This window comes from Flammeovirga sp. EKP202 (genome assembly GCF_014534745.1).
Lineage (GTDB): Bacteria > Bacteroidota > Bacteroidia > Cytophagales > Flammeovirgaceae > Flammeovirga.
In genome coordinates this window covers 86,651-100,451 of sequence record NZ_JACVVP010000012.1, presented here as the reverse complement: position 1 = coordinate 100,451, position 13,801 = coordinate 86,651, and the positions used below count along the sequence as shown (strand labels likewise).

At 35.7% G+C, this 13,801-nt stretch carries 11 protein-coding genes; 8 read left to right on the top strand and 3 right to left on the bottom strand.

Annotated elements, in window-relative coordinates; all coding sequences use genetic code 11:
- Nucleotides 1–18: 18 nt before the first annotated feature.
- From IC221_RS09725 to IC221_RS09705, 5 genes are all read left to right on the top strand, one after another.
- A complete protein-coding gene (locus IC221_RS09725) occupies nucleotides 19–1,197 on the top strand; it encodes an acetyl-CoA C-acyltransferase (RefSeq protein WP_188168785.1) in 1,179 nt (392 codons plus the stop codon).
- A gap of 236 nt (nucleotides 1,198–1,433) precedes the next feature.
- Nucleotides 1,434–2,390 (top strand): hypothetical protein, encoded by a 957-nt coding sequence (locus IC221_RS09720; RefSeq protein WP_188168784.1) that lies wholly within the window; start codon nucleotides 1,434–1,436, stop codon nucleotides 2,388–2,390.
- The gene (locus IC221_RS09715; protein WP_188168783.1) at nucleotides 2,371–3,183 is read left to right on the top strand and encodes a DUF6048 family protein; all 813 of its coding nucleotides are present in this window, start codon (nucleotides 2,371–2,373) and stop codon (nucleotides 3,181–3,183) included. Before IC221_RS09720 ends, IC221_RS09715 begins: the two co-directional genes overlap by 20 nt.
- Nucleotides 3,184–3,449: 266 nt before the next feature.
- The gene (locus IC221_RS09710) at nucleotides 3,450–4,172 is read left to right on the top strand and encodes an outer membrane beta-barrel protein (protein WP_188168782.1); all 723 of its coding nucleotides are present in this window, start codon (nucleotides 3,450–3,452) and stop codon (nucleotides 4,170–4,172) included.
- 7 nt (nucleotides 4,173–4,179) lie between these two features.
- Complete coding sequence (locus IC221_RS09705; protein ID WP_188168781.1) at nucleotides 4,180–5,280, top strand: PCMD domain-containing protein; 1,101 nt, start codon at nucleotides 4,180–4,182, stop codon at nucleotides 5,278–5,280.
- An 82-nt stretch (nucleotides 5,281–5,362) separates the two neighbouring features.
- Here IC221_RS09705 and IC221_RS09700 read toward each other — a convergent pair whose 3' ends face one another.
- The gene (locus IC221_RS09700; protein WP_188168780.1) at nucleotides 5,363–7,819 is read right to left on the bottom strand and encodes a DUF6089 family protein; all 2,457 of its coding nucleotides are present in this window, start codon (nucleotides 7,817–7,819) and stop codon (nucleotides 5,363–5,365) included.
- Nucleotides 7,820–7,883: 64 nt separating this feature from the next.
- Nucleotides 7,884–8,528 carry an NAD(P)H-binding protein gene (locus IC221_RS09695; RefSeq protein ID WP_188168779.1) on the bottom strand — a complete coding sequence of 215 codons (645 nt, stop codon included), beginning with the start codon at nucleotides 8,526–8,528 and terminating at the stop codon, nucleotides 7,884–7,886.
- Nucleotides 8,529–8,825: 297 nt separating this feature from the next.
- Here IC221_RS09695 and IC221_RS09690 point away from each other — a divergent pair, with 297 nt between their 5' ends.
- The 3 genes from IC221_RS09690 to IC221_RS09680 are packed head-to-tail and all read left to right on the top strand — an operon-like array spanning nucleotide 8,826 to nucleotide 12,937.
- Nucleotides 8,826–10,667: an ABC transporter ATP-binding protein gene (locus tag IC221_RS09690; protein ID WP_188168778.1), complete on the top strand. Its 1,842-nt coding sequence runs from the start codon at nucleotides 8,826–8,828 to the stop codon at nucleotides 10,665–10,667.
- Nucleotides 10,657–12,195: a glycosyltransferase gene (locus IC221_RS09685; protein ID WP_188168777.1), complete on the top strand. Its 1,539-nt coding sequence runs from the start codon at nucleotides 10,657–10,659 to the stop codon at nucleotides 12,193–12,195. Before IC221_RS09690 ends, IC221_RS09685 begins: the two co-directional genes overlap by 11 nt.
- Nucleotides 12,188–12,937, top strand: coding sequence for a glycosyltransferase family 2 protein (locus IC221_RS09680; protein ID WP_188168776.1), 750 nt, complete (start codon nucleotides 12,188–12,190; stop codon nucleotides 12,935–12,937). Before IC221_RS09685 ends, IC221_RS09680 begins: the two co-directional genes overlap by 8 nt.
- A gap of 103 nt (nucleotides 12,938–13,040) precedes the next feature.
- On the opposite strand, the gene IC221_RS09675 is transcribed toward IC221_RS09680, so the two are convergent.
- Complete coding sequence (locus tag IC221_RS09675) at nucleotides 13,041–13,775, bottom strand: polyprenol monophosphomannose synthase (RefSeq protein ID WP_044204549.1); 735 nt, start codon at nucleotides 13,773–13,775, stop codon at nucleotides 13,041–13,043.
- Between the last annotated feature and the right edge of the window lie 26 nt (nucleotides 13,776–13,801).

Below are 13,801 nucleotides of genomic sequence, written 5' to 3'. Positions count from 1 at the left end.
ACAACTGATCATAAAACAATGGAAGCTTACATAGTAGCAGGATATAGAACAGCGATTGGCAAAGCGAAAAAAGGTGGATTTCGATTCACACGCCCTGACGATTTAGCAGCAGATGTCATCCAACATCTCGTTCAGAGCGTACCGGCTTTGGACCCCACAAGAATTGATGACCTCATTGTAGGTTGTGCAATTCCAGAAGCAGAACAAGGTATGCAAATGGCAAGAATGATTTCATTGCTTGCTTTTGCTCCAGATAACTTAAAAGTACCAGGTGTAACGGTGAACAGATACTGTGGTTCCGGTGTAGAAACGATCTCAATGGCAACGGCCAAGATCCGTGCAGGAATGGCGGACTGTATTATTGCAGGTGGTACAGAATCCATGTCTATGGTACCAATGATGGGCTACAAGACAGGGTTGAACTACAAAATTGCCACGGAAACACCTCAGTATTATTTAAACATGGGTCTTACGGCAGAAGAAGTTGCGAAGGATTACGGCATTGACCGTGACGAAGCAGATGAATTTGCAGTAAAATCACATGAGAAAGCTTTGGCAGCGATTACTGATGGAAAATTCAAAGATGAGATCGTTCCAATTACAGTGAAAGAAACGTATTTGGAAGGTGATCGTAAAAAGACAAGAGAATTTGTAGTGGATACGGATGAAGGACCACGTAAATCTGATGCTTCAGGCTTAGGTCGCTTAAAGCCTGCCTTTAAACAAGGAGGACAAGTAACAGCCGGTAACTCTTCTCAAACTTCAGACGGAGCAGCATTCGTGATGGTAATGTCTGAACGTATGGTAAAGGAACTGAAATTGGAGCCAATCGCAAGAATGGTGTCTTATGCATCGGCAGGGGTAGACCCAAGAATTATGGGTATTGGTCCGGTAGAGGCTATTCCAAGAGCAGTAGCTCAAGCAGGTTTGAAATTGTCAGACATTGAGCAAGTAGAATTGAATGAAGCTTTTGCAGCACAATCTTTGGCAGTATTGAAAAATATTGATATCGATCCAGGTATTGTGAATGTAAACGGTGGAGCGATTGCATTAGGTCACCCACTAGGGTGTACAGGTGCAAAACTTTCAGTGCAACTTTTCAATGAAATGAGAAGACGTAATCAGAAATACGGTATGGTAACAGCTTGTGTTGGTGGCGGACAAGGTGTAGCAGGTATTTATGAATTATTGAAATAAATCAGTAACTCTCACGTTATAAAAGAAATGCTTATCCTCTTTTTGGGAGGTTCAAGCATGTTCTAAATTGATTAGGCGGCTCTTCGGAGTCGCTTTTTTTATGAACTAAAGTGTCAACAATAAAGAGATAACTGTCAAATCTTAAGTTTTAATTGATTTGTACTACGAAAACACAATCCTAACTGGAAAATCCTTTTAAATTGCGTTTTGCTCCTTAAATTTGTTGTATGAACTTGATGAAATTAATCAAAAGAGGGTTATGGTCTTTAATACCCCTATCAATTTTTTTAGCGACCCCATCTTGTAGAGATTGCGATGCTTATTCCAATCCATCATCTTATGCAGTTGGAGCTTTTTATGATAAAAATGATTACTCAACAGTCCTTGATCAAGATTTTGAGTTTGTAAATGGAATAGGTGGTTCTGAAATCACAAAAATGGCAAATGGTAAATATTTATTGCCATTGAAAGTGACGGCAAGGGAAACAGGATTTTCATTTGTAATGCCTGGCTTGGCAGATACAACCTATATAAGTTATGAAACATCTGTTGAAGTAAATGGTCCTGATTGTGGTGCTTTTGAGCAGATCACAAACTTGAAAGTATCTCCAACTGAAGGAGGCGCGGGACAAGATGCTTATGTTGGAGAGTTCGGTGCATTGTTTGATTCGGTGACCGTTGCTTGGCCATCAGTGATTGCTGATACGATTACGGAAAATATCCGATTTGTGATAGATGTTTGTAACTCAGAAGATAAATCAGCAAGCAAAAACCTAATTGTTACTTATTTCGACCTTGTAACAGGTAACGCAAGAGAAGAAGTTTTTTCATCAATTTTTGTAAAAGGAAAAGAATTTGAAGATCCTATCTATGATGGTTCGGATCGTTTTAGTACAATCTACCTTCCCTTAGAAGGAAGTGATAGCACAACCTTTGTTTTTAGAAGACAAAGTGGCGAAGGCGTGAATACAGATCAAGAATTGAAGGTAGTTTTTAATACTACGACCACAATCAGTGATGATGAAACAGGTTGTATCTTTTTTGATGGTGTAGGTGATGTGCTTTTAGATAGTGCAGGTACCACAGGCAAGGAATTTAATTATCCAGCCGGCCCTCACTTTAAGAAGATGCAAATAGATAGAACAACAGTAAATACTAACCCAAACATTCCGAATGTTAAGTTATTTATCTAAAATATTAACGATAACGCTATGCCTTCTAGGAGGTACTTTGACGCTTTATGCTCAAAATGAAGCTGGAGATGCTACGTCAGATTCTTCTGAATATGCTCAAGATACTACAGGCATCATAAAGGAACCTTGGCCGTTGAATAAGAATGGACAACCCAAAGGGTCTCAATTTTTAGTGTTGTCAGGAATGCGATTGGGTACTGACATGAGACCACTTGTACAGTCCATGGCAGAACCTAATATGAGTGCTTACACTTTATATGCTGATTTGATGATCAGAAATGATTTCTTTATTACTGGAGAATATGGTAGAATGGATCGAACAGTAGAAAATCCTGATGCTGATTTTTTTAGGTACAGAAGTAACGGGGCATTTTACCGATTTGGTGTAGAGTACAACGTAATGAAGAGGTCGTCGATTGATAACGCATTATCATTTGGCTTTAAATATGCGAATTCCACTTTTGATCAGTCTGCAGATTTTTATAGCTCAGGTAATGGGTATTGGGATGAAGGTGCTACACTAAAACATTTAACAGAGAAAAATGTGAATGTGGATTGGTATGAAATCACTGTTAGTATAAAAGTAGTATTGATCAAAAACTTAACTGCTGATTTCGGCTTCGCCTATGTTATCAAAAAAGATTTTCCTGCAACGGCAATTACAAAAGCCCATATACCAGGATGGTATCATAATAAAGACGACCGCTCAAGGATAAATTTCCAGTATAGATTGCTTTACAGAATACCTTTCTGGCCTATTTATACTGAACCAAGAATAAAGAAGAAACAATAACTCGGCTTTGTTTACAAATACTTCAATTTTGATTATATTAAAGTAGCAAACCGTTTATTAAAACTACAGTGCTTAGCTTGCACTTTATAAAGCTCTCTATCGGTGAAGACCTATCTTATGTAAGGGGTGTATTTATTTCACCAACATAAGTAAAACCATTATTTTATTTGAAATTAATCTCCTTATTATTCAAAAAGATAAAGTGCTTCACTCCTTAAAATTTAGATTTTAGACATGCTCTAATAACTCTTATCTATTTCTAATTTATGAAACACATATTAACTGTACTCATATTATTGATGAGTATTCAATCTATTTATGCACAAAGTGAAATAAAAGAAGATCCAGACCCAAGAGATATGGACTTTAACCACAACGAATCTAAAGGTCAATGGTATACTTCCTTGACTGTACAATTGTCATCAAGTAGTGCTGAAAATGAAGATCAGTTTATAAGACAACTGCACAAACAAGATAATGGTGACTTTGAAGTAGGTGTTCAAGGTGGATATTTTATTAAAGACTTTTTTATGGTAGGGATGGAGTTTTCTTATTCAAGCCAAAATAAAAATGAGATTTATACTTCTAACAGTGTTAGAACACAATTGAAGTCTATTTCACACGGTTACTTTTTTGCCCCTTTCATCAGAAACTATATTCCTCTCTCAAGTTCAAGACGTTTTAGTATTTTCAATCAAACCTCACTACAAGTAGGAGCATCAAGAACCATGAGACAAACAGAATCAGGAACTGACCTTAATAAAACTATGACCGATAAAGTATTACTTGGAATTGGTATCCAGCCAGGTCTTGCGGCTTTTATAGCAGATGGTTTTGCTTTTGAAGCTTCAGTGGGGCTACTAGGGTTAGAAATGGAACATAGAAAAGCAGTGACAAATTATACAGAGGAGTCTCAAAGAACTGATTTTGATCTCAATTTTAGAGTGAACTTATTACAAATTAAACTGGCTGTAGCCTACTATTTCTAAACATTGAATGATGAAAATATTACGATTATTAATAATTAGTGCCTTAGCATTTTCTCTTTCCTCATGCATTGATTGGGACTATTTTGGATTATCACCAAAGGCTGAAATTACAGCATTTGAAGTAGAGGGACAATCAGGAACGTCTCAAATAGACTCAGCGAATAGAGTAATATTAGTACCCGTGAATGAAGTTATCAACCTTGATAGCCTTAAAACGACAAACATTAATATTTCTTCTTTAGCAACAGTTAACCCTATGGTTGGGGAAATAGCAAACTTTTCAGACACCGTGATTTATGTAGTGACTGCAGAAGACGGTACTAAGGTAAACTGGAAAGTGAAAGCTTTCCGTCAAACCGCTGAAGTTCAAATAGAGAATAGTAATTTTGATTCTTGGTATGAAACAGAAATAACTTGGCTCTTCAATAAATATACTTATAGTACACCAACGCCTCAATCAGACGAGTTAACTTCAAGAATTTGGGATACGGCCAATAGAGGTGCTGTTGCTTCATTTGTTGATGGTGGTAACACTACTCCTCAAGATAGAGATGGAGGAAAATATGCTCAGTTGGAAAGTATCAGTGTGCCTATTTATAATATTGCAGCAGGTTCTCTGTTTGCAGGTTATTTTACAGATGATCTTCCTCCTGACGCTGCTAACCCAAGGAGTAATACAAAATTCGGCATCACATTCGGTGGAAGACCTTCTTCTGTCAATGTTGATTATAGATATAATCCAGGAACTGATTATTATGAAAACCGCAACCCTTCAACAGGAAATGATCAATGTGATATCTACATTATTCTCCAAAAAAGGGTAGATGGACAGCGCTATAGATTGGGAACAGCTTGGCATAGAAGCGGTGATACTGTTTCTGATTGGACAACGCTTACTTTAGAGATGCAATATGGTGAACTTCCGGCAGGGTCACCAGCGTTTATGGGACTAAATCAAAATCCGGGTGAAGAAGAAGTCGGTTTTGCTGACCCTAATGATGTTCCAACGCATATTTTAATAGTTTTCTCATCAAGTGCTTTAGGTGATACTTTTACAGGTGCTGTGGGTAGTAAACTAGATATTGATAATTTGGTATTAAATTATTAGTAGAAAAAATAAAACAAGAGGGAAGAAGTGGTTAATTAACAAACCATTTCTTCCCTCTTTTTTATGCTCTAAAGATCTATGATTATTCCTTAGGTTCTAGCCTAATGTTATATTTCATAGAAGTAACTGTTCTATATTTTGATAAATCTGGAATCTGATAGTTCTTTTCTAAAAAGCCTTTTTCTTCCACAAAGAAATAATACTTTTTATCCTTATCGATTTCCATTGTGTAATTCCCCTCATTATCTGATTTTACATAAATATTTTCATCCTCATTAGGAGAGATAAAAACAAGTTCAATGTTTTTCAGAAGTTCACCAGTTGTTTTATTGGTTACTTGACCATATAATTTCACTTTTTGAGCAAGAGGTTCAATCACCAACTTTTTCTCAATAACATCTTTACCGAAAACCCCAACAGTAGAAATTTTGGTGGGTTTCATTCTTTTGTAACCAAAAGCAGAAGGGAAGATTTCGTAATTGGATTCATTAGAAATATCAAAATCATAATTACCATTTTCATCCGTTCTTTTCGTTATCAAGGCATTGGTTTCTAGATTTTTTAAACTGACAAGAATTCGAGGTAAAGCGACTTTTGTATCTTTTGAAACCACTTTTCCTTTTAGTTTCATAGCTTCAATAGTAAACAAGTTTTCATGCTCATCTGTCAACATTCTTGAGAGGTTAATACCATTGACATTTAATTGGTAAATATCATTTCCACCTTTACCTCCTAAGCGATTGGAAGTAAAATAACCTGTCCTTTTGACGGAATTCAAAATCAATCCATAATCGTCATGTGTAGAGTTGATGGGTGCACCTAAATTAGCAACGGCGAATATGATTCCTTTTTTGGTATATGCTTCATAAAGATCAAGACCGCCCATTCCATCATGTCCATCAGAGGCAAAATACAAAGTACCATCAGGATGAATGTAAGGGGAAACCTCATCGCCTGGAGTGTTGACTACTTCCCCTAAGTTGATAGGATAAGTCCATTGACCGTTGTATTTATAACTTACATAAATATCAGTGCCTCCGTAGCCACCTTCCATATCCGAGACAAAATATAACGTATTGCCATCTCTAGAGAAAGAAGGTTCAGAGATAGAATAATGCTCGTTGTTAAAAGGAAGTTCTCTGATGTTAGACCAAATATTTTCGCCTAATACATCAATTAAAAAGAGTTTGTGTTGAGCGACTTCTAAGTGCGGAACATCAGCCTCATACAGCGTAGCAATCATATGGTGGTCATCGATTTGAAAAGCAGAATGATGATGATGATGATGGAAAGCACTACTGTCAATGGCAATTGGCCTTGTTTGTTCGTTTCTATAAAGGTCATGCAATGGAGCAAAGTAAAAATTATAGTAGGATTTTCTATAATGTTTATTGAAATGCTTCCTGTCGTTTCTATCAGTAGTATAGATCAAACCATCTTGGTAAAAATAAGGTGACCTTTCAGACCCAGCTGTATTGATGGCTAAATTCTGAATAGTATATCTATCCTTGTATTTCATAAATTCAGAAGGCTCATGAGTACTTTTTTCTAATTTTTCTGCATGCAACGTCGGTTTATAAAATTCATTGTTTTTATGTAACCAGGATAATGATTTAGGAGGTCTATTTTTTGACAGAATATAGCGAACACGAACTGAAAAATTTGAAAATCCATCATTACTGTTATTGCTACTTCTTTTCTCCCCAGGTCCGAATTTTTCATCTGGAACTTGTCGTTGTTCACCAGTCAAAACGGCAACACTTTCCTGGGAGCGGTCGGCCATTGCAGCGCCAAGTTTATTATCTCCAAAATGGGCATCGCCAACATAATGTAAACTTACATCATCTAGATAATCCGTAAATGTATATTTGCTGACCCATTCAACTCCTACATCGATACGGTCAGTAACTTTGACGTTGACACCAATCCCTAATGGAATTGCTAATCCCGCCTGATTGTATTTTGGTTTATAAATTTCACCTCCTTGCCCTTCTGTCCCTAAAGGGGCCAAATCTACCCATGTACTACCGAAGTCGTTGGTCGTTTTGCCTTTGGGATTATGTAAGAATGCGGTCAATCCGGTCAGTACATATGGAGTGACTCTTTTTCTTTCCGTATAATGCCCAAAGTGAGGAAAAATGTCAATTTGTGCGAGAGCAGAAAGTTGAAAAATATCGTTTCTAAAATGTAGATTTCTATTGTATTCAAAAGTGCCAATATCGGCAGTTTGAGCGTCATCACCATTGATTCTGGACCATGAGATTTCACCTCTCAAAATGAAACGGTGTGAAAATCTCTTCTCATAGGCACCGCTTATATATATCCCCGAAAGGCTAGGGTCAATGGCAGTGGGAGAAGCACTTTTTGTAAGATCACCAAAGTAATTGCTGACACCTGTTTGAAAAGATAAAGCCCAATGTTTATCAGTAGAAGGTGCAAGCCCTTTGTGGTGTTGAGCCAGGCAGTGTATGTTGAGTTGAAAAAAACACAATACGTAGAAAAAAATGCCTAACCCAATGGCTTTAATCTTGGGGTACATATTTGTCAGATAGTAATAGATATTATAAAATGAAGCGTAGATTATAGCGAAGTTGAAATGAGAATTATTGCATTTGATCTGAGGTGAATCTATTGACTCCACTCAATGTTGTATCCATAGCCTTTTGCATCATAAAATTAGCCACCTTACGACCTTCTATACCTTTATATTTTTTAGGGATAAAAGGAGAGAATACTTGATTCATGATTTTGCCAAAGTCTTCACCAACTCTAGTTTCTGATCTTTCTCCTAATAACAACGAAGGTTGAAGGATATTTAGTGTAGGAAAATTCATGTTTGCCAATTCATTTTCCATTTTTCCTTTCACCTGATTGTAGTAAAATAAAGAGTCTGCGTTAGCTCCCATCGAAGAAATAATTTGGAAACTTTTTACACCATTTTGCAACGCTAATTTCCCAAAATTAATACAATACGTGAAATCTACCTTATAAAAAGCCTCTTTACTACCTGCTTTTTTCATAGTGGTTCCTAAACAGCAAAAAGCGGCATCAATAGGAGTGTTAAGTTCAACAGTATCAAGTTTGTCAAAGTCAATAATGATTTCTTTAAGTTTTTTGTGATTGACCTTGAGTGGCTTTCTCGATATTGAAATTACTTGTGTGAAACTATCATTTTGAATTAAGTTTTGTAAGGTATGGCTCCCGATAAGTCCTGTACTACCAATAATGAGTGCTACTCTCTCTTTCATCTTTATTGTATTAATTGCATTTGAAACTAAAACAAAAGGAATTTGACGGCAATTAAGCATTATTTTTTGTGGATATAATCACAATGCAAAACCTTATAACAATGTTTGTTGCAAGTTTTTTGAAGGTAGTCATCGCACAACAATAATGAGAATTAGCTCAAAATAATTTTGATTTAGTACTTAAATATAAGAAACAGGCATTTCACCTCCTATTCTCCCAAAAATTAACTTACTAATAGAAATACAATCATTACATTTGTGTGAAATTATTATTGAAAAAGATTGTAATAAAAATACATGAAAACGTACAAGCGATTGCTGACATATGCAGGGAGCCTTTCCGGTTTTTTAATTCCCTATTTTTTTGTGACTGTTTTAGTAAGTGTTTTTAGTTTAGCAAATTTTGGTTTAGCAATTCCTTTACTTGATATGTTGTTTACAAGTGAAGAATCCTTCAAAGTAAACGGTGTATTATTAGAGCTGAAGAACTTTGATGGCTCAATAGAATTCTTGAAAGATTATTTCTATCAAGAATTTGGCTTGTTGATGAATGAAAATGGAAAGCTATATGCTTTGATGATGATCTGTTTAGTGACTGTAGGTGCATCGTTACTAACGAACATCATGCGATATGTGGAAAAAATGATCGCTGAAAACTTTAGAGTAAATACAATTTCTCATCTAAGAACTTCAGTGTTTAAAAAAGTATTAACACTGGATATTGGCTACTTAACCGATAAGAAAAAATCAGATATTATAGCAAGATCTACAACGGATATGACAGAAACCGAAAACTCTTTGGCTTCTGTGATTACGTTTATCAAAGATCCTGTAGCCCTCATCATATTCTTCGTTTCATTGATAATGTTGTCTTATCAGATGACTTTATTCGTGTTCTTGATTTTACCAATTTCAGGTGGAATGATTGCATTGATTTCTAAATCTTTAAGAAAGAAAACACATTCACTACAAGAGAAAAATGGTGAGTTGTTAGGCGTTTTGGATGAATCTATTGTAGGGATGCGCGTTGTCAAAGGATTCAATGCCGAACCTTATGTCAACAAAGCTTTTAAAAAGCACAATGATGATTATGTCAATACTTTCTTCAAAGTGGTAAGACGTATTGAATTAGCGTCTCCAACATCAGAAGTTTTAGGGGTATTCTTTATTGGCGTGTTGTTGTACTATGGTGGTGTGTTAGTTTTAGGAGAAGATCCTACGCTTTCTGCCAGTCAATTTTTAGCCTATTTAGGTATTTTCACTCAAGTGTTGAACCCCGTAAAAAGTTTGACGGGTAATATTAGCCGTATTCAAAGAGGTGTAGCGGCTACAGAGAGAATTTTTGAATTGATTGATACCAAACCTGAGATTGTAAATAAAGCAGATGCTAAGGAATTGAAGTCATTTGAGAAAAACATTGAGTTAGAAGATGTTCGTTTTTCTTATGGAGACAAAGAAGTAATTCATGGTATCAATTTTAGCATTGAGAAAGGACAAACAGTAGCCCTTGTAGGTGGCTCCGGTGGAGGTAAATCTACAATTGCTGACTTCATTCCACGTTTTTATGATGTTCAAAAAGGAGCTGTAAAAATTGATGGCTTAAATATTAAAGATTATACATTGTCTTCACTACGTTCTCATATGGGTGTAGTGACGCAAGAGTCTATCTTATTTAATGATACGGTGTATAGCAACATTGCTTTCGGTATGGACTCTATTACGGAGGAAGACGTTATCAAAGCAGCAAAAATTGCCAATGCACACGACTTTATTATGGCATTGGAAGATGGCTATCAAACGGTCATTGGTGATAGAGGATCCCGTCTTTCAGGTGGTCAGAGACAAAGGTTAAGTATAGCAAGGGCCGTAGTTAGTAATCCGGATATTTTGATTTTGGATGAAGCAACTTCAGCTTTGGATACTGAATCTGAAAAGTTAGTACAAGATGCCATTCAGCACTTAATGAAAGGACGTACTTCTCTAGTGATTGCCCATAGATTGAGTACCATTATGGAAGCAGACAAAATTGTGGTGATCAATAAAGGTAAGATTGTAGAAGAGGGTACGCACAAGGAGTTGATTGCAAAAGAAGGAGGAGAATATAGAAAGCTTCAAGAACTGCAAGGGTATGACAGATAAGAAAATTAAAAATATTACTGTTGCTATCATTGTAAAAAATGCAGAACCGACCATAGAAAAGTGCCTGAAAAGCCTTGATGCATTTGAAGAAATTATTTTGCTTGACAATGGCTCTACTGATCAAACTTTAGAGATAGCAGCACAATTCGATAATGTAAAAATTCATCATTCTGAATTTATTGGTTTTGGTCCATTAAAAAATCTGGCAGCATCACATGCTAAAAACGATTGGGTTTTATCAATAGACAGTGATGAATATCCTACAGAACAGCTCATTAATGAACTTTCGAATCTGAAATTGCAAGACAATCAAGTAGGAAAAGTTCATAGACTAAATGCTTATAAAGGCAAAATAGTCAATGGCTGTAACTGGAATAATGATAAAATAATCAGACTGTTTAATAGAACTGCGACACGCTACCACGATGTACAGGTGCATGAGTCTATTAATCTAGAAAACGTAAAAGTAGTCAACCTGAAAGGTAAACTTTTGCATGATGCATTTGATAATGCTTCTGAATTATTGCAAAAACTTCAATACTATTCAGATCTCTATGCAGACCAACATTACAGAAGAAAGAATAGTGGTCCATGGATGATTGTATTCAAAACCTTTGTTTCTTTCTTGGATAATTACTTCTTGAAGAGAGGTTTTCTATATGGTTGGAGAGGTATTTTGATTTCAATGTCCAATACAATGGGCGTTTTCTATAAATATTTTAAGCTGTTTGAAAGAAATAAAAGTGTGTCTAACTCTTTAGTCATCACTACTTATAATAAGACACAAGAGTTAGATTTAGTACTTCAAAGTGTGGCCGCACAAACTGTCCTTCCTGATGAAGTGATCATTGCTGATGACGGTTCTACTTCGGAGACCAAAGAACTGATCGATTCTTTCAGAGATAGACTCAATATACATCATGTATGGCATGAAGACAGTGGTTTTAGATTAGCTGAAATTAGAAATAAAGCCATAGCAAAAGCATCAAAGGATTTTATCATCATGGTGGATGGTGATATGATTCTTGGCAAAGACTTTATTAAAAGTTATATCCTTAAGGTCAAGAAAGGTCGCTATTACCAAGGTAGTAGAGTAATGATCAGCGAAGAGGCGAGTGAAGCGTTGAAGAAAGAAAATAAATCTTCGATGTCCTTCTTTAGCAAAGGCATCAAAAACCATCTTAATGCGATTAATAGTCCACTTTTATCGTCACTATTTTCTAAGAGAAAGAAAACTGATATTGGTACCAAAGGGTGCAATATGGGTTTCTGGAAAGAAGATATTGACCGTATCAATGGCTTTAATGAAGATTTTAAAGGGTGGGGTAGAGAAGACAGTGAGTTTGTGGTAAGAATGCTGAATTCAGGAATTAAGAGAATTAATTTCAGGTTTGGAGCTGTTGCTTATCATATCTATCATGAAGAAAGATCAAGAGGAAATTTAGGCGTTAATGATGAATTATTACAGAATGCAATCGACAATAAATTAGCGTTTTGTGATAATGGAATACAGAAATATTATGAGTAATAAAGAAAAAGTATCCGTCAGCGTTGTTTTAACAAGTTGCGAACGCCTGGATTTATTAAGTGAGACTTTAGATAGTTTCCTTGAAATGAATACTTATCCCATCGATGAATTCATCATTATTGAGGACTCTAATAAAGAAAAGGAACTTCAAAAATTACTGGAAGATAAACCCTCTTACTTTAGATATATCTGTAATGGTAAGCGACTAGGTCAGCTCAATAGTATTGATAAGGCTTACGCTACGGTAAAAAGCGATTATGTTTTCCATATGGAAGATGATTGGATCTTCTTGGAAAAAGGATTTATAGAAAAATCTGTCAAAGTTTTAGTGGAGCACCCCCAGTATTTATCACTTTGGTTGAGAAATAAGGAAGAGGTAGAGCGCCTTATCGATGAAAATAAAAAAGTGACGATTGAAAATAAGAGTTACTATCACATTGAAGAAGAGCCGTTATCTTTCTCTCCAAGTTTGATAAAATTGGAAAACTACAAAAAAGTGGCTCCTTACTCTTCTTATGAAAGACCTATCGAACAGACAATTTCTGCTGCTTACTCAAAATTAGGATTTACTTCTCTATTGACTGATTATCAGATTGTTGATCATATTGGGTGGCATAGACGTACGATGAACCCAGAAGAGAAACAACGATTGGCGATTCAATATAAGTTTGACAAACACGTAAGGAAATACAAAGCTCAAGTCTATAAGTTTTTGGGTATTGGCAAGTTTAAGAATAAATAATATCAAGTCTCTAGACAAATAAAAACTCCCACCGAAATGCATTCATTTCAGTGGGAGTTTTCTATATATAATAACCTTTTAAGAGGTATATAATTCTTCTTATTTACGCTTGAAACTTTCTGAAGTAGCTTCTGATTTTTAGTGTTATTACACCAAAAAATGCTTCTTTGAAAATACTTGTACTCATTTTTGAAGTGCCTCTTGTTCTATCTGTAAATACAATGGGTACCTCTTTAATTTTGTAACCGTACATCCACGTTTTGAACTTCATTTCAATTTGGAAAGCATAGCCTACAAAGTGAATCGTGTCCTTTGTAAGGATGGTATTTAGCACTTTATTAGTATAACATTTGAAGCCGGCTGTAGTATCGTTGATTGGAAGACCCGTCACAAACTGAACGTATTTACTTGCAAAGTAAGACATCAGTACTCTTCCCATTGGCCAATTGACCACGTTGACACCTGATTTGTATCTAGAACCAATCGACATATCAAAACCATCTTCTTTACAGGCTTTATACAGCTTTTCAAGATCATTTGGATTGTGAGAAAAATCGGCATCCATTTCATAAATGAATTGATAATCTCTCTCTAATGCCCATTTGAAACCATGTATATACGCCGTTCCTAATCCATTTTTCTCCGTTCTTTCTTCTAAAAAAAGGCGGTTAGGAAATTCTTTGATTAACTCTTTGACTTTTTGACCTGTACCATCGGGTGATCCATCGTCAACAATCAGCATGTCAAATGAAGTTTCGAGATTCATAACAGCACGTATGATTAGTTCTACGTTTTCAATCTCGTTGTAAGTCGGTGTTATTACTAGATTTTCTTTCACTCCGCAAAGATAAAAATTTTTAATAG